Consider the following 16,194-nt stretch of genomic DNA (forward strand, 5'->3'; position numbering starts at 1 on the left):
GTGATGGTATGTCTTTAAAGCGAAATATGGTGTTCGGAATAGTTGGGCTGTTAATTCCGATTTTTGTTCTTTTATATGCAGTTGTTTATATTACGTTAGAAAAGAATATGTATCATAACGCAGCAGATTCTTTAGAAAAGTTAAGTGTAGAAGCACAAATTTATACGATGAATTATTTAGAGAAGGAAGCAGAAGTGGATACGCTTGGTCCGAATTCACTTTTAATCGCGTCGTATTTAGCGAAGCGTATGGATGTCCGTGTGCAGATGATCGGGAAGAATGGCGATGTTGTTGCAGATACACAAAAAGGAGCATTGCTTCACCGTAACATCGACATTGAGAGTTCCTTGAAGGGAAAGAAGTCTTATGTTTTTGAGGAGGCGGATCCCGCTCCCATTCTTTTGTTTTCAAGCCCGGTTTATTATGGAAACGATGTCATTGGAAGTATTCGTTTTATAAATGAGTTAACGGGTGAGAAGGAAGTTTTAACAAATGTGAGCTGGACTTTCTTAATGACGTCTCTTTGCCTAGTAGCTACCGGTATTTTCTTTGCGATTCGTTTGGCGAAGTCTCTTCATAAACCAATTGATCAGTTGAGACAAATGGCACAGCGGCTCGCGAATGGTGATTATAAGAGTAAGATTGAGTTAAATGAGTACGTGGAAATCGCTCAGCTTTCAGCATCTTTTAACGCGATGGCCGATGGAATTGAACTGCATATTAAGCAATTGCAGGAGGAGAAAGAGAAGCAGAAAGATTTCCTAGACCGCATTACGCATGAGCTAAAAACACCGCTAACGGCAATTATCGGTTATGTTGATTTAATTCCGAAGTTACAATCGAAAGAAGATGTACAGGAAAGTCTTCGTTATGTGGCGGTGGAAAGTGAGCGTTTATTATCACTTGTAGAGGAACTGCTTAAGTCTTCGAAATATGGGACGAGTACGTTTGAAGTGTCACCTACAGTTGTGAATATAAAGGAATTGGCAGAAGAAGCAGTTTCAATTGTGAAACCTCGTCTAAATCAGTTTGAAATTGAAGTGATAAATGAGTTAACGGATGTACATGTTGTTGCAGATTTTGATAAGACGAAGCAAATTTTCTTAAATGTGCTTGATAATGCAATTAAGTATAGTGATGCTTCGCACATTCGTATGAATGTAATTGTAAATGAGCAGGAGGCGAAGGTTTTTGTTCATGATGATGGGATCGGTATAGATGAAGTGGTGCTTGCAGAGTGGAATGAGTCTCCGAAAGGAAAGGCACTTCCGTCTAGTTACGGGAATGGTTATGGTTTGTATATTTGTCAGGAGATTATGAATAAGCAGGGCGGAAGCATGCGGATTGAGAGTAGTGAAGAAATAGGTACTACAATATTCATTACATTTTTGCTTCCGAGAAGGATGGAAGACATAAAAAACTTGAAAGCGGTTAAATGATACATTTATGAAACAATTATGCGGTATTTTCGAAACAACGTTTTTTTATCTTGGAGGTAGGCAGAAATGAAAAGGCTATCATTTCAAATTCTTATGTTTGTCATTTGTATGATTGTTTCTCTTGTTTTGTTTTATGTTATGGAGAAGCAAATCTATAATCGAATTAACATTGTAAATGATAAACAAGCCGTTTTACAAAGGGTGAATGAATCTCTTCCAATTGAAGTGAAAGTAAGACATGAAAAGTGGGGAGAAATTGTTGTAACGGATGAAGTTCGTTTGCATACGATTGTTTCATTCTTTGACCGAATTCGAATAGAGCCTGAGGGCGTTAAGAGCCAAGAACAAGTATTTACTGGAGAAGTAACGTACTTGAATGGACATAAGCGTACTTTTGCAGTAGGTGACTTGTTCCAGTATGGGGAAAATGTATACGGAAAGAACGGCATGGATCCGATGATTTCAGCACTTCAAACGTATTTATTAAGCCTGTATTACACGCCAGAGCGTATTAGTGATTTCTTTGCTTCAGCAAAGGACGTCGTAGTACGTCAAGGCGATGTGGTACGTACTATCAATCTTACGCACATACTTGATTCTATTCGATACGCAAAGCAAATTACAGATTACGGAGAAATTCAGAAGTTATTACAATCGCAGAATGAACCGATTGCTTATATTACAGCTTATAAAACAGGTAAGCGTGTAAAGAATGATCGTGAAGATATTCTTACGATTTCTGTGTATCCATCGTACTTTGTTGTGCAATATCTCGGTGATAATAACGGAAATGTCATGTATATGAAAGGCTCTCTAGCAGAGTTATTCGTAAAGGAGAATGCGTCATGAGAAAGATAGCCTTTTTCTTCTTTTTGCTAGTAATTGGAGGAGCGATGTCTAGTTGCTCTCGAGATACAACCTCTATTAAATATAGTAAAAATGGTCTCCCTATTTTGGATGATCGTCATATTGTTGCGTATGTAGCGGCTCGTGAGGAAGTTGGTGAAGCGTTACTTTCATCATTTTGTAAGCCGCGCGGATGTACGTATGAATTTATTCGTCTTTCAACAGAAGAACTTCTTCGTAGAGTGGAAGAAGAAGCTGGAAATCCGAAGGCGGATATTATTATTGGCGGTACAGTAGATGCGCATCAAATGATGAAGCAAAAAAATCTTTCTATTCCTGTGATAAGCCAACATGCAAATCGTATTTCAAAAACTGTTAAAGATAAAGATGGTTATTGGTACGGTTATGAAGTGGAGAAGCTGGCAATTGCGATTAATAAAGAGCGGTGGAACGAGGAAATAGCGCCGCTCGGTCTCTCGTATCCGTTAAGATGGAAAGATTTATTGAATCCAGTATATAAAGGAAAGATTGTCATGCCCGATCCAAATGTTTCAGGTACAGCATATACGTTTTTTCAATCACTTATTGATACATTAGGTGAAGAGGAAGCGAAGGAATATGTGAAGAATCTGGCAGAACAAGTTGGAGAAGTAACAGTGAATGGTTACATCCCAGCAGAACTTGTTGCGAGTGGTGAATATATGATAGGCATCAACTTTATGGGAGATCAGAGAATGCTTCAAAAACAAGGCTTTCCGATTTTAAGTAACGAACCTGAGCAAACAGGGTTATCTGTTAATGCGATTTCTAAACTAAAACGTGCACCGAGTGGTATTATTGCGGATTTATTTATTGATTATTGTTTATCAGAAGAAGCGGGTCACATTTTAGAAAAAGTGTCGTTTGGCGTACCAACGATGTTTGCGAAGAATGAGAAAGAAATAGAAGGACAGCCGGTTAGAAGGACGAACCAAAATATATCAAATAGCGGAATAATCGAGATATGGAATAGACAGCGTCTCTCTCTGAAGTGAGAAAAGGAGACGAAAATATATGTTTAAATGGCTTAAGCCAGCACCTGCAATTGAAAGATTGCCAGCGGATATGATCGACCGTGTATATCGATTACTACGTATTCGTGTGTTAATCGGGATTTCAGTTGGATATGCTGCTTATTATTTAGTTCGTAGTAACTTTACGTTATCAAGTACGTATTTAGTACAAGAATATGGTTTTAGTACAGCTGAAATTGGTTTACTAGGTTCAGTAATGGCAATTGTTTATGGATTTAGTAAGTTCTTTATGGGTAATTTATCAGATAAAGCTTTCGCCCAGCGCTTTATCGCAGTCGGTTTATTCTTATCAGGGCTTGTAAATATTTGTTTCGGCTTTGCATCATCATTTGGGATGATTGTTACATTACTTGTTGTTAACGGTATTGTACAAGGTATGGGAGCACCACCTTGTAGTATTGTTATGACGAAATGGTTCTCGAAGAAAGAACGCGGTACGAAAACAGGTCTTTGGAATATTTCACATAACGTTGGTGGAATGCTTGTGCCACCACTTGTCGGAATTGGTGTAGGTATTTTCGGTGAAAACCATTGGCAAGGCGGCGTGTTTATTTTCCCTGCAATTATCGCAATGGTAATTTCAGTTCTTGTTTGGATTAATGCGAAGGATACACCAGAATCTGAAGGTCTTCCTCCAATTGATGAGTATCGTAATGACTATGAAAATCTTGAAAAAGCAGATAATGCTAACAAGATGTCACCAAAAGAAATTTTAATGAAGTATGTAGTGAAAAATAAATTTGTATGGTTCTTATGTATTGCAAATGCATTTGTTTACTTAATTCGTTTCGGTGTTATTAACTGGGTTCCACTTTATTTAACGACAGTTAAAGGATTTTCAAAAGCAGAAGCGCATGCGGCATATGCAATCTTTGAAGGTATGGCAATTCCAAGTTCATTAATCGTTGGTTTTTTAAGTGATAAATTATTTAAAGGAAAACGTATGCCATTATGTATTATTAGTATGGTTGGAGTTGTTATTGGTACGTTTATATATTGGCAAGCAACTAGCGTACTTGTTGTAAGTATTGCAGTTTCTATTATCGGTTGTTTAATTTATGTACCACAGTTCTTAATCGGTTTAAGTGCGATGGAATTAGTACCGAAATTTGCAGTAGGTACGACAGTTGGTATGTGTGGTCTATTCGGTTATGTAGGCGGAAGTCTTGTAGCTAACGCAGCAATTGGTGTTATTGTTGATCGTTCTGGCTGGGATGGTTGTTTCATCTTACTACTAACAGGTGCGGTTTTATCAACAATCTTCTTATTTATTGTTCAACGTGGACATGAGAGAAAAGATCCTAAAGTAGCGTAATATTTTGTTTGAAAAAGCTATCCAATTATTATTTTGGATGGCTTTTTCTATATAATATAATCTTTCCTTAAATCTATCTTAAAAGATATAATGTCATATTTCTAATCATTGGAATTTTTGTTACAATATAAATGGATGTGTAAAACTTTGTAAAAAGATTGTAATAATATACAATTTGTTTTCAGAAAGTTTTATACAATTATGGTATTTATTAAACTATTAATTTATAAAGGGAGCGAGAATATGTTACCAAATACGGTTCGTACTCCAAACAAGAAGAAGAAATGGATTATTATTGGGGTTATTGCACTAATTGTTATTGTAGCGGCAATTAATATTTTTGTTATGCAAGGTAAGAAGAAGGGTGCATCAACAAATGCTGATGCTGTAAGTTTTGAGAAAGTGACAGAGCGTAAGCTGAATAATACAAAGTTAATTTCTGGTCAGGTGAAGCCTGGTAATATTGAAAGCTTCTATGCAGATCCGGCCAAAGGAAAAGTGAAAGATATTGAGGTAAAAGAAGGGCAAGAGGTAGAAAAAGGTACGAAGTTATTCTCTTATGACAATGAAGAGATTAACCTTCAAATGAAGCAAGCTGAGCTTGATCAGAAGATGGCGGATATGCGTTATGATCAAGGAAAGAAGAAGATTGATTCGCTCAAGAAAGAAATTAAGAAGGCAAAAGATAGCGGAGCTGGGAAAGAAGTAACAGATCCGATGGACGAGCAAGTAAACGAATTAGAGATAGCTCAAAAGACAACTGACCTTGAGAAAGAAAAAGGAAAGTTGCAGAAAGAAGAGTTAAGTAAGAAGCAGAAAGAGCTTACGATCTATAGTAATTTCGCTGGTGTTGTTCAAAAGTTAGATAAAGATGCGGCACAAAGTTCATCTCAAGCGTTAGGTGGTCAAGGAAAATCGTTTTTACAAGTAGCTTCTAAAGATCCATTCCAAGTTCAAGGTACGTTAACTGAGCTTCAGAAGTCACAAATTCAAAAGGATCAAACATTCACTGTAACGGCGAAAGCAAATAATAAGAAGAAGTGGACAGGTAAGATTACAGAGGTAAGCGAATTCCCAACGAGCGCAGAGATGGCGCAAGCTGGCGGCGTGGGTGAAGCAACTCAAAATATGTCTCAGTATACATATAAAGCTAGCCTTGATAGTCAAGATGGTTTATCTCCAGGTTATCACGTTTCTCTGCAAGTAAACTTAGAGAATAAGACGATGATTGCTGTTCCAAGTAAAAGCATTGTAGAAAAAGGCGAAGATGCATTTGTTTATGTTGAGGATAAAGGGAAGCTTCGTAAACAAAATGTGAAAAAAGGTTCTACTGATGGAGACTGGACAGAGGTTGTAGAAGGCGTAACAGTGGGGCAAAAGGTGGTTAAAAATCCTTCCGACGATGTGTATGACGGAATGGAAGTGAAAGAGAAATGATTACGTTAAATAATATTGCTAAAACGTATTATCAAGGAAAATTGGCGGTGCCGATTTTGCACGGTATTAGTTTAACAATTCAAAGCGGTGAGTTCGTTTCAATTATGGGACCGTCTGGTTCTGGTAAGTCGACACTTATGAATATTATCGGTTGTTTAGATCGTCCAACAGAAGGCGAATATATGCTGAATGACGTGAATATCTTAACAGCAGACGAGTCAAAGCTTGCTTTAATTCGTAATGAATATATTGGCTTTGTATTCCAGCATTTTAATTTACTGCCTCGTCTTTCAGCAGTGGAGAATGTTGAGCTTCCGCTCGTATATGGTGGCGTGAAGAAAGCGGAGCGTCGCAAGCGTGCTTTGGAGGCGTTAGGTAAAGTTGGATTAGCAGACCGCGTGCATCATTTACCAAATGAGTTATCAGGTGGACAGAAGCAGCGTGTAGCGATTGCAAGAGCGATTGCAAATAATCCAACGTTCATTATGGCTGATGAACCGACTGGTGCACTTGATACGAAGTCTGGTGAGCAAGTTATGGATATTTTCACGAAGCTTAATGCAGAAGGTACGACGATTGTTATGGTTACGCATGAAGAGGAAGTAGCAGCGTATTCTTCCCGCCGCATTGTACTACGAGACGGGAAAGTTACAGAAGATAGAAGGTGTGCGGTATGAGTTTACTAGATAGTATAAAAATTGCCCTATCTTCTATTTTAGCTCATAAACTACGTTCAGCTCTTACGATGCTCGGTATTATTATCGGGGTAGGTTCAATTATTACTGTCGTTGCAATTGGGCAAGGCGGGGAAGCGATGCTGAAGTCGAAATTCGCAGGTTCTGGTGGTAATAACCTTATGCCAATTCAATTTAAACCAGATATTAATGATGAGTTTGCTATAGGTGGATTTGAAATGCCGAAGTTAACGGAAGAGGATATTTTGGAAGTAAAACAAGTGAAAGATGTTTCACATGTTATTACGACAAACCAGAATTCAGAGGTGCTTGATGTAAATGATAAAAAAGCAAATTTGAATGTTATTGGTCTTGATAATGAATATTTTGCGGTTAATAAAGTAAAGGTCGTAAAGGGACGTACTTTAAATGAATCAGATATTTCTCATGCAAATAACGTTGTGATGATTAGTACAAAAACAGAAGAGACGTTATTTAAGGGCGTAAATCCAGTAGGACAAATTATTGAGATGAAAGGACAACCGATGCAAATTGTCGGTGTGTATACATCTGATAATGAATTTATGGGATTTGAAATGGAAGAAGCGTTAATCCCTCTTACGTTATGGCCTGTTTTATACGGAACAGATGAAATTCAAAGTATCGCAATTCAAGCTAAAAATGTAGACGATTTAGAAGCAGCAGGGAAACAAGCTGTTGATGTATTAAATAGTCGTAAGCCAAGTGAAATTCCGGGTAAATATGAACTGGTTAATTTAAAAGAATTCCAAGAAAATGTTTCTAAAGTTACTAACATTATGACGATGATCATCGGTGGTATCGCTGGTATTTCATTAGTCGTTGGTGGTATCGGTGTTATGAACATCATGCTTGTATCTGTAACGGAGCGTACGCGTGAAATTGGTGTACGTAAAGCACTTGGAGCAACGCGTAGTAAAATTTTATTACAGTTTTTAATTGAAGCAGTTATGTTAACACTTCTAGGTGGTTTGATCGGAATTGGTCTTGGGTATGGCGGAGCATATATCGTTTCTACATTCGCAAAATGGCCACCACTCGTTTCATGGGAAGTTGTCGTTGGAGGCGTACTGTTCTCGATGACACTCGGTATTATTTTCGGATTAATTCCAGCAAATAAAGCTGCGAAATTAGATCCAATTGAAGCATTGCGTTATGAGTAATTAATAGTGTAGTAGAACTACACATTACCGTTCTAGTGGGCGGTTCGTAGCCTCTTGCGAGGAAGTGAACCGCCCGTTAGAACGGGTTATATAAATAGAAGGAGGCGTTATAATGGAAGCAAATATTAATACGCAAGATGTAGGTGCGAAGAAGCCATCATTATTAGGAATGATTACTTCTCCAGGTGAGCAATTTGAGAGAATGAAGACGAAAAGTCCGGTATGGGGGGCATTTTTCCTTTTCATTATATTAACAGCTGTAATTGCAGGGATTGGCATGTATCAAGTAGTAAATCATCCTGATGTAATGGGTGAGGTGCCTGATGCCGAAGCGGCTAAAGTTGTTGGTTACTTCGGAATAGGAGCAGGTATTGTTGGTGGGCTATTTGGTACTGCGATTTGGTTCTTCATTGCGGCAGCTATTTATAAAGTGATTATGATGTTTATGAGTAATGATACTTCATACATGAAATTATTATCTATTTATGTCTACACATATACGATTTCAATTTTAGGTGCAATTGTGAACTTTATTATTAGAATGATTATTGGTGGAGATATTGAAACTTCTTATACAAGTTTAGCAACTTTATTTGAGTCAGGTACAGTTGCTCATGGTGCGGCTTCATCATTCGAAGTTTTCAATATTTGGGCATTAGTTGTAATGGGATTAGGATTACATATTACGGCTGGATTAAGTAAAAAACAAGCAACGATTTTAATTGTTATTTTCTTTATTCTTTCAGTTGGATTTAGTAGTTTAAGTGGTCTAGCTCCAAAATTTGGTGCATAATTTATTCTTTTAGAAAAAGGTGACTCTTCAAGAGAGTCACCTTTTTTATTTTTATCCTTACTTCAAATACCACCAACAAAATTTCAAATACTATCTAGTGTAATTTCAAATTCCATCGGTAGTATTTGAAATTACTCACAGTGAAATCTTTCCCTTATTTTTATATTGTGAAGGTACCGCGGAATACTAGAAAGGTATACCTTTTAGAAACGGGTACTGTGTGAAGCCAGCGACTTTTAAAGAGGCAGTTGTTTTGTATGAAGGGATGATTGTAAATCAAATAAAGAAATTAGGTATTCGTAAAGATTATGAAGAGTATTATCAATGTGGTTTAATTGGTCTTTGGCATGCGTATGAAAGATTTGATGCAAAGAAGGGGTATTTCCCTGCATATGCACTTGTAACGGTGCGTGGTTATATATTAGAAAGATTGAAGAAAGAATCTACTTTGCAAGAAAGATGTGTATGTGTAGGTGAGTATGAAGAAATCTTTCATTTTGAAGATGTCGAAATAAGAGTGAAGGATTTTATGAGTGTGTTAGACGAGAAGGAGAAGTATATTATTTTTGAACGTTTTTTTGTAGGGAAGACGATGGGAGAAATCGCTTTAGAGACGGAAATGACATATTATCAAGTAAGATGGATGTATCGGCAAGCACTCGAGAAAATGCGAGATAGTGTAAGAGGATAAAAATAACAAATAGAATGGAAGGTAAGGAAATACTACCTTCCATTCTATTTGTTATTAAGGTGATGAATCTTGCATGTTCATTTGGGATAATACATATCCAGCTTTCCATAATTGCTGACTTAGCTTATGGGAACTAATTTGTATCGTTACGGTAGCTCCGTTTGAAAAATGAATTTTAGCTCGTTTAGCTTTTTGGAAAAACTCTATTGTATGAACATGTTTAAAGAAAAGCCAAATACAATTTGGAGAAGCAGGAGATTCTGTTGGGAAAGCACAAATATATTCTCTATGATTGATCGGAATTGGAACGTTTTGTTTAAATTTAAATTTTGTTTTTACGGCATTACGTCTCCCTTGATAAGTAGAATGAATATTTGTTAGACAAGATTTCTGTATAAGTTGGAGAGCAGTTTGACAGGAGTAAAGATGGTTCCCGCTACTGTCGATAATTTTTGTACGGTAATAAGGGTGTTTACATGGTTCAAGCATCATTGTAGAACTAGAAATAAAAATGTTGTTTTCATTATCCATAATTCTATATCCTCCCTTATAATTTTCATTCTGAATATAATTATATATAAATTAAGTAAATTGATTGTTAATATTCTATTTCATATTGTAAATTTTGGCTATTCGTTTACAATCAATAGGTGATAGTCTTTCTAATTTGCATCGCTTGTACATATATATGAAAATAGAAAAGAGTAGGCGGTGATATAGTATGAAGAAAAAGTATATTATTATGGCTTTAGTTGTCATTCTCCTAGTATATTTAGCAAACAGCAATCCGAGTAAAGGAGAATATACAGAATGGGCAGCGAAGCAGTTTATGAAGCGTAATGATGTGAGTAAGAAGCTAGATGAAGTTCAAAAAGAGAATGAAGAGGGTCTCCTTGGCGACTTGGCATCGGCAGGTAAAAAGTTAGCGAAAAAGTATGTTGAGCCACAAGTTGGATTTTTAATTGATCATTATACGAAGCGAAATGATTATATATTCTTCTCAACATATACGACTGAGTTTGATATAGGTGAAGAACATTATAAGTACGTATGCGTCGGTTTTTCAAAGATTTTTATTCCGATTGAAATGCCGAAGAAAAAAGACGAATCTGCAAAATGATGCAGATTCGTCTTTTTCATTTTATAGAGTAATTGGAACTTCAGATACATTTTTTTCTACAAGGCGAGCTCCCTTTTTTCTTGTATTTTCATCAATGGATGAAAATACAGATGAGGCAAGGATTGTATCCATTACTTGATTTACGACTTGTGCATCGATTGGTGTGATGGGCGTATCGATCGAAAAAACGACTGTTTTTCCATCTTCTTTCGCGAAAATCAACTCTAGTACTTGCATATGTTATTCCCTCCTTTGTATTTATCCCGCTATTTACGGGATTCGGGTCTACCGGTTAAATTGCGGTCTAATAATCAGAGGGGATGAATAAGATCCCCTCTGATCCGAGTTTTCCTTTATAGTTTAGAAAGATCTGATGTGCTTACAAGTTGGACAGCGTGAAGTGATGATGCTTGTAAGGAAGCGAGAGCATGAGCTACGTTGTGTACTTGATCTAAGCTCGCATTTGTTTTAACACGTTTAAATTGTTTGCTCTTGAAAACTGTTTTGCCGTTCTTATCTAATCCGTTGTTTAAGACAAGACGTAAAGTTAAATCCATTACGATTGTTTCAATTGCCATGTGTATCACCTCCTTTCACTTTATAAATAGGGTACAAATGTCATGTTTTGGCGTGAAATTTTTTCTTTTTTTTGGTACCCTTAAAAGATTAAGAGAGGAGAATTCTGGATAATGAATCGTAAATGGTTATTTTGGATTCCTGTATTACTATGGATGGGGCTGATTTTCTATTCTTCGGCACAACCATATAAAAAGCAGGATATGCGTTCAGATATTGAACAATATGTAAATGTTGAATTTGTGAAAGAACATTTTTCATGGGTATCTATCGATTATGGTGGAGGAACCCCTGTTAGTATTGCGAATAAAGGTGTAGGCGGATTTATTGAGTTTTTCCTTCGTAAAGGTGCTCATTTTATGGTGTTCTTTATGCTAGGTTCATTGATTTATTACGCTTTTCATCGATCAGGTCATTCGAGGAAAAGATGTTTTATATATGCCCTTCTTTTCGTTGCAGGTTATGCAACATTTGATGAAATCCACCAATGGTATACGGGGGACCGTACACCAATGTGGCAAGATTCATTGCTTGATACATGCGGCGGGTTAACGGGGATTATAATAAGTAATTGGTTTTGGAATAGAAAAAAGCGCTAATCTCAAATAAGATTAGCGCTTTTTTTGCGGGGAGTAAAACCTCCACTGATTAAAGTTTCACTTTATACACCAAGTAATTCTTTTAGTTCGTCTGTTGATAGTTCAGTCATCCAGCTATCGCTTGTGATGACCGCATTGTTTAGAGATTGTTTTCTTTCTAGCATTTCATCAATTTTTTCTTCTAATGTTCCTGTTGTAATGAGTTTGTGAACATGAACAAATCGTTTTTGACCAATGCGATATGCGCGGTCTGTTGCTTGATTTTCCACAGCTGGATTCCACCAACGATCGTAGTGAATGACATGGTTGGCAGCGGTTAAGTTTAGTCCTGTTCCGCCAGCTTTTAAAGATAAGATGAAAATGTCATACGTTCCATTTTGGAATTCCTCAATCATCTTGTCACGATCTTTTTTCGGTACACTACCGTTTAAGAAGAGGACACGCTGGCCGAATTTTTCTTCTAGCACACGTTTTAGCATGTTCCCCATGCCGATGTATTGAGTGAAGATGAGGCAACTTTCATCTTGATCCTTTATATTTTCGATGAGCTCCATTAACGTTTTTGTTTTCATGGAGCGTTCAACAACATTTTGTGGCTCTTCTTCTTTTAAATAAAGAGCAGGATGATTACAAATTTGTTTTAGCTTGTTCAGCATAAGCAATATAAAGCCGCGTCTTTCAATTCCGCTTAATCCTTCGACATTTTGCAGTGTATCTTGAACAAGTTGTTCATATAAGGAAGCTTGTTCACCAGTAAGAGGACAGTAAGCTTTTTGTTCTTGTTTATCTGGTAAATTTAATGCGACTGTTTGATCTTTCTTCGTTCGGCGCAGTAAAAATGGTGAGATAAACCGTTGAACTTGCTGGATTTTTCCTTCATCACGATCTTTTTCAATCGGTGTGACGAAGCGGCGCTGGAATTGCCCTAAGCTTCCGAGATATCCATGATTAATAAAGTCGAAAATGGACCAAAGTTCAGCGAGGCGATTTTCCATCGGCGTACCAGTTAAAGCGATTTTGTGATTTGCTTGCAAGTTTCGTACTGCTTTCGACTGTTTCGTATGTGGGTTCTTAATATTTTGTGCTTCATCCAAAATAACAGCATCCCAGCATAATGAAGTCAGTTCTTCCTCATCGAGCTGAGCCAATGCATAAGATGTTAATACAACATCTGCCGATTGAAGGAAATCTTCAAATAAATTGCCCTTATCTCTATTACTTCCGTAATGTAATTGAACACGTAAATTCGGTGCGAAACGCTCAAATTCTTTTTGCCAATTTCCAAGAACAGATGTCGGTGCTACGATTAATGCAGGGCCTTTTTTGAGATTGTTTTCTTTTATATATAGTAAGTAAGAGATTGTTTGAATACTTTTCCCGAGTCCCATATCGTCAGCTAGCAATGCTCCAAATCCAAGCTTTCGTAAATATAATAACCATTCAATACCGTGTTGTTGATACGGACGAAGTGTTGCGTTTAGTGAAGTAGGGACATCTACTTTTGGAATATCTCCAATATGAAGCAGCTTCTGGAAGAGTTCTTCATAATATCCATCTAGTTCGATTTCAATATCAGTAAACGGACTATTATCTTCTACAATTTCCGTTTCAGCCGTATTTGATAAATGTTGCTGCAGGACATCTTTCATCTCTAGTCCGTATTTATCGGCACGATTCATGAGTTTCCTTACCTCTTCGATAAAGGCTGGATCTAGTCGCATCCATTGACCGTTTATATTAAATAGACGTTTGTTTTGTTCAACGAGTTCGAAAAATTCGCTTTCCGATAAATCAATGCCGTTCGTCGAAATGCGCCAGTCAAAATTAACGAGCGTATTCATACCGAAGAACGATTGTGTTTGTGCTGTATTTTGCTTCAACTGGACACGTAATTTCGGTTTTGTTGCTTTTAAATTTTGCCACCATGATGGTAGTAAAATTGTAATGCCGGCTGCAAGTAATTCATTGCTTGCTTCTGTTAAGAAGTTCCACGCTTCTGTTTCAAAGAGCTCGTTTCGGAACGTATCTTCTTCTTTTAACCACGGTATGAGCTTACTAAAACCTTCTTGTGTTTCTGTAATCCGTTCTTCGTAATCGTGCCATCTTTTCGGTAAGGAATCGATGTTTTCATATACATATATGCGATGCGCCCCACGCTTTGGTGTCACAATTGTTTCAAGCTTCCACATTTCAAATTCTTCTTGTGGTTCTTGCAGTCTTAGTCCGATTGTAAACGGAAGATCATCTTCAATATAACCAATTTTTCGAAGCCAATCTTCTTCATGTAGTGCTGTTTCCAATTGTCTTTTCGTAAAGTCGTAATGTTCATATAGTCTTTTGGCATCTTCCCAGCCGTCATTTGAGCGATTATCTTGTAATATGCTTTCATTAACTGCTGCTGAGAAAAGAGATGCTAATGTGTCATCTTCAATTGCTGTATTTTGGACTTTCCAAGATGGTTGTTTGGACCAATGATTCATATCTGGTACGAAGTTACCACTCGTAAAGGCATCCCATAATTCATTTGCATCTTTCGTAAGGGCTGTAATAGGTCCGTTTATTTGCATATGTGCAAATGAATTCATCGGTTTGTTTGCAATGTATTCAAATGCTTGTGCGTTTGTTAGCATAACACCTTGTTTTCCTTCGAAGGTTGCTTCTTTTAGAAACGTACCGTAGAAAGAAGTGGAGTGCCATGTGAATGCATTTCGTTTCCAACTTGTTACGGATAATGGAGTACCGCTGTCATCTTCTCCCCAAAGGAACCAACCTTGACTAACATGCTGGAGCCTAATTGTTACTTCAGTTTGATTGATCATCGATTAATTTTCCTTTCCGTAATTCCTCTTGTAGTGCACGCAGACGTGAATGGAGATTGGCGATGTGAATAATGAAAGCATCCCATTCATCGGTGCGTTTTAATCGTTTATATAATGTGCGTAATTTCTTTAAGTAACGAACTGCGCGTTTATATGATTTGCGATTTCGTTCTTCAATCGCCTCTACAGCAGCAAGATGGTAAAGAGGAAGTGCCGCTTCTGGCGCTTCTTTTTCAATATCTTTCAGTGGCTCTTTTAACAGTTCAATTGCTTCAAATCCATATAGGAGATGAAGCTCTGCCCATGTGCGATACTGTTTTTTCGCGAGTACGTACTGTTCATAGTTTGTGAAACTATACGGTAATAGTTCTTGTAAGATCATTTCGAAACCCGCTTGTTCATTTGTATGTGTTGCATATGTTTCATACATGATTACAAATAGGCGAACGACATCTTTTATAAAAATCGTATTTTCGTGATCTTGGATTGTTTTCTTTACTTGTTTATACGTAAAGGAAAGCCAATTTTTCGCACGATCCCACTGCATGGCACTTAATAGTTCTTCTAACCAATAGAAGTATAGACTCACAACAGAAGCAGGCTGTTTTTTTAGTAAGTCCATCGCTAGTAGATCTTCGTCATTCAAAAAGAGAAGATGGGAAGACGCTAACGCTTTGGATAGTGGATTGATTTTCGTATCGATTCGTTTTTCTTCTTCTTGTATTTTCTCTTTATTGTTTAAAAGTTCACTCCATATGTGACGATAAATGAAAAATCGCTCTTGCGTATAAGTGTCGGTAGAGAAGAATACTTCATGAACGAGACGAGCTGTTTCTTGTAAAATTATTTCAGACTCTGAAGGAATCGCTTCTGATTGTAAGTCCCGAACGATGGATTCCACTTTGTCTACAAATAGGCGAATGACATTAACAGGTTGGTGATAAGAATACGTTTTGTTTGCGTCGAATGCCTGAATTTCTTCTAATAACTTTTGAAAGCAGTAAAGTGCTGCGTGTAACCTGAATAATTCATGTATCGCAATGACACGCGGAGCTTTCCGCTCAAGTTTCGTATAGAAATCTGTAAAGATACTCATAAGAAAATACATTTGTTTATAAGTAAGCCGAGCTTGTTCTTTTTTAAATGATTCATATTCTTTTTCAAAATACGATTGCCAACTTTTATAATCGGTTTCTTCAAAAGCTGATGATTGCAATACTTGTCTTGCAGTTCGAATAGGAGGAAGGGAAGGTTTCGTATTATTTTTAAATAAAGTTAATACATCTCCTACTTGCCCGAAACTAGACGCTGCAGATAGTAATACAGCAAGCATATGCTCACATTGTGTTGGTGCGAAGCAATCACAATAACTTTCAGCGACGTTACGAATCGGAATATGAACGCTATATACGTTGCCTTCCGCATCTACAGTTCCTGATAGTGTATAACCATCAAAGTCAACATTGTAGACAACACCACTACGATATAGGTGCCGAGCTGTAGCGACATGTTCCTGATCAGCTGTTTGCTGTGGATCTAGTCCTTGAACGAACTCATTCGCAATCATCATAATTTCATCTTTCGTAATTGAGTGTTGCAGCATAATATTC

16 protein-coding genes are annotated in these 16,194 nt (G+C 37.2%); 11 read left to right on the plus strand and 5 right to left on the minus strand.

The features are described 5' to 3' along the window. Positions 1–8 precede the first annotated feature (8 nt). The 9 genes from ACS2FK_RS10330 to ACS2FK_RS10370 all read left to right on the plus strand — a co-directional run bounded on the left by ACS2FK_RS10330 (position 9) and on the right by ACS2FK_RS10370 (position 9,470). Complete coding sequence (locus ACS2FK_RS10330; RefSeq protein WP_063549099.1) at positions 9–1,439, plus strand: HAMP domain-containing sensor histidine kinase; 1,431 nt, start codon at positions 9–11, stop codon at positions 1,437–1,439. A gap of 66 nt (positions 1,440–1,505) precedes the next feature. After that, on the plus strand, positions 1,506–2,288 hold the full coding sequence (locus ACS2FK_RS10335) for a DUF3919 family protein (RefSeq protein ID WP_000826618.1): 783 nt from the start codon (positions 1,506–1,508) through the stop codon (positions 2,286–2,288). After that, positions 2,285–3,319 carry an ABC transporter substrate-binding protein gene (locus ACS2FK_RS10340; protein WP_001225641.1) on the plus strand — a complete coding sequence of 345 codons (1,035 nt, stop codon included), beginning with the start codon at positions 2,285–2,287 and terminating at the stop codon, positions 3,317–3,319. The genes ACS2FK_RS10335 and ACS2FK_RS10340 overlap by 4 nt, the downstream gene beginning before the upstream one ends. Positions 3,320–3,338: 19 nt before the next feature. Further along, positions 3,339–4,673 (plus strand): MFS transporter, encoded by a 1,335-nt coding sequence (locus ACS2FK_RS10345; protein ID WP_000477603.1) that lies wholly within the window; start codon positions 3,339–3,341, stop codon positions 4,671–4,673. A 243-nt stretch (positions 4,674–4,916) separates the two neighbouring features. Continuing rightward, complete coding sequence (locus tag ACS2FK_RS10350) at positions 4,917–6,110, plus strand: efflux RND transporter periplasmic adaptor subunit (RefSeq protein ID WP_063549097.1); 1,194 nt, start codon at positions 4,917–4,919, stop codon at positions 6,108–6,110. After that, positions 6,107–6,787, plus strand: a complete 681-nt coding sequence (locus ACS2FK_RS10355; protein ID WP_000631624.1) for an ABC transporter ATP-binding protein — start codon at positions 6,107–6,109, stop codon at positions 6,785–6,787. The genes ACS2FK_RS10350 and ACS2FK_RS10355 overlap by 4 nt, the downstream gene beginning before the upstream one ends. Beyond that, positions 6,784–7,986, plus strand: coding sequence for an ABC transporter permease (locus tag ACS2FK_RS10360; RefSeq protein ID WP_000054363.1), 1,203 nt, complete (start codon positions 6,784–6,786; stop codon positions 7,984–7,986). Before ACS2FK_RS10355 ends, ACS2FK_RS10360 begins: the two co-directional genes overlap by 4 nt. Before the next feature lie 112 nt (positions 7,987–8,098). Beyond that, a complete protein-coding gene (locus tag ACS2FK_RS10365) occupies positions 8,099–8,779 on the plus strand; it encodes a Yip1 family protein (protein WP_063549095.1) in 681 nt (226 codons plus the stop codon). Between the two features lie 220 nt (positions 8,780–8,999). Next, positions 9,000–9,470, plus strand: coding sequence for a sigma-70 family RNA polymerase sigma factor (locus ACS2FK_RS10370; RefSeq protein WP_061139612.1), 471 nt, complete (start codon positions 9,000–9,002; stop codon positions 9,468–9,470). Positions 9,471–9,524: 54 nt separating this feature from the next. On the opposite strand, the gene ACS2FK_RS10375 is transcribed toward ACS2FK_RS10370, so the two are convergent. Next, positions 9,525–10,001, minus strand: a complete 477-nt coding sequence (locus ACS2FK_RS10375; RefSeq protein ID WP_000368314.1) for a competence protein ComK — start codon at positions 9,999–10,001, stop codon at positions 9,525–9,527. Positions 10,002–10,191: 190 nt separating this feature from the next. Here ACS2FK_RS10375 and ACS2FK_RS10380 point away from each other — a divergent pair, with 190 nt between their 5' ends. Then, a complete protein-coding gene (locus tag ACS2FK_RS10380; RefSeq protein WP_063549093.1) occupies positions 10,192–10,590 on the plus strand; it encodes a DUF4359 domain-containing protein in 399 nt (132 codons plus the stop codon). Between the two features lie 21 nt (positions 10,591–10,611). Here ACS2FK_RS10380 and ACS2FK_RS10385 read toward each other — a convergent pair whose 3' ends face one another. Next, a complete protein-coding gene (locus ACS2FK_RS10385; RefSeq protein ID WP_001197593.1) occupies positions 10,612–10,827 on the minus strand; it encodes a DUF2922 domain-containing protein in 216 nt (71 codons plus the stop codon). A gap of 116 nt (positions 10,828–10,943) precedes the next feature. Next, positions 10,944–11,168 (minus strand): DUF1659 domain-containing protein, encoded by a 225-nt coding sequence (locus ACS2FK_RS10390; RefSeq protein WP_063549091.1) that lies wholly within the window; start codon positions 11,166–11,168, stop codon positions 10,944–10,946. Between the two features lie 111 nt (positions 11,169–11,279). Here ACS2FK_RS10390 and ACS2FK_RS10395 point away from each other — a divergent pair, with 111 nt between their 5' ends. Then, the gene (locus tag ACS2FK_RS10395) at positions 11,280–11,765 is read left to right on the plus strand and encodes a VanZ family protein (protein WP_001080707.1); all 486 of its coding nucleotides are present in this window, start codon (positions 11,280–11,282) and stop codon (positions 11,763–11,765) included. 62 nt (positions 11,766–11,827) lie between these two features. Here the strand turns inward: ACS2FK_RS10395 and ACS2FK_RS10400 are convergent, their stop codons facing one another. Further along, a complete protein-coding gene (locus ACS2FK_RS10400; RefSeq protein WP_063549089.1) occupies positions 11,828–14,584 on the minus strand; it encodes a DEAD/DEAH box helicase in 2,757 nt (918 codons plus the stop codon). Then, entirely contained in the window at positions 14,568–16,187 is a 1,620-nt protein-coding gene (locus tag ACS2FK_RS10405) for an SWIM zinc finger family protein (RefSeq protein WP_000939149.1), read from the minus strand. The genes ACS2FK_RS10400 and ACS2FK_RS10405 overlap by 17 nt, the downstream gene beginning before the upstream one ends. Positions 16,188–16,194 lie beyond the last annotated feature (7 nt).

This window comes from Bacillus cereus group sp. BceL220 (assembly GCF_051776965.1).
In the GTDB taxonomy this organism is placed as follows: domain Bacteria; phylum Bacillota; class Bacilli; order Bacillales; family Bacillaceae_G; genus Bacillus_A; species Bacillus_A cereus.

What these genes read in the sequence shown, in the direction of transcription:
- ACS2FK_RS10380 (WP_063549093.1), top strand. Translation starts at nt 10,192, where the DNA reads ATGAAGAAAAAGTATATTATTATGGCTTTAGTTGTCATTCTCCTAGTA.
- ACS2FK_RS10340 (WP_001225641.1), top strand. Translation starts at nt 2,285, where the DNA reads ATGAGAAAGATAGCCTTTTTCTTCTTTTTGCTAGTAATTGGAGGAGCG.
- ACS2FK_RS10345 (WP_000477603.1), top strand. Translation starts at nt 3,339, where the DNA reads ATGTTTAAATGGCTTAAGCCAGCACCTGCAATTGAAAGATTGCCAGCG.
- ACS2FK_RS10350 (WP_063549097.1), top strand. Translation starts at nt 4,917, where the DNA reads ATGTTACCAAATACGGTTCGTACTCCAAACAAGAAGAAGAAATGGATT.
- ACS2FK_RS10385 (WP_001197593.1), bottom strand. Translation starts at nt 10,827, where the DNA reads ATGCAAGTACTAGAGTTGATTTTCGCGAAAGAAGATGGAAAAACAGTC.
- ACS2FK_RS10400 (WP_063549089.1), bottom strand. Translation starts at nt 14,584, where the DNA reads ATGATCAATCAAACTGAAGTAACAATTAGGCTCCAGCATGTTAGTCAA.
- ACS2FK_RS10395 (WP_001080707.1), top strand. Translation starts at nt 11,280, where the DNA reads ATGAATCGTAAATGGTTATTTTGGATTCCTGTATTACTATGGATGGGG.
- ACS2FK_RS10375 (WP_000368314.1), bottom strand. Translation starts at nt 10,001, where the DNA reads ATGGATAATGAAAACAACATTTTTATTTCTAGTTCTACAATGATGCTT.
- ACS2FK_RS10330 (WP_063549099.1), top strand. Translation starts at nt 9, where the DNA reads ATGTCTTTAAAGCGAAATATGGTGTTCGGAATAGTTGGGCTGTTAATT.
- ACS2FK_RS10390 (WP_063549091.1), bottom strand. Translation starts at nt 11,168, where the DNA reads ATGGCAATTGAAACAATCGTAATGGATTTAACTTTACGTCTTGTCTTA.
- ACS2FK_RS10365 (WP_063549095.1), top strand. Translation starts at nt 8,099, where the DNA reads ATGGAAGCAAATATTAATACGCAAGATGTAGGTGCGAAGAAGCCATCA.
- ACS2FK_RS10355 (WP_000631624.1), top strand. Translation starts at nt 6,107, where the DNA reads ATGATTACGTTAAATAATATTGCTAAAACGTATTATCAAGGAAAATTG.
- ACS2FK_RS10405 (WP_000939149.1), bottom strand. Translation starts at nt 16,187, where the DNA reads ATGCTGCAACACTCAATTACGAAAGATGAAATTATGATGATTGCGAAT.
- ACS2FK_RS10335 (WP_000826618.1), top strand. Translation starts at nt 1,506, where the DNA reads ATGAAAAGGCTATCATTTCAAATTCTTATGTTTGTCATTTGTATGATT.
- ACS2FK_RS10360 (WP_000054363.1), top strand. Translation starts at nt 6,784, where the DNA reads ATGAGTTTACTAGATAGTATAAAAATTGCCCTATCTTCTATTTTAGCT.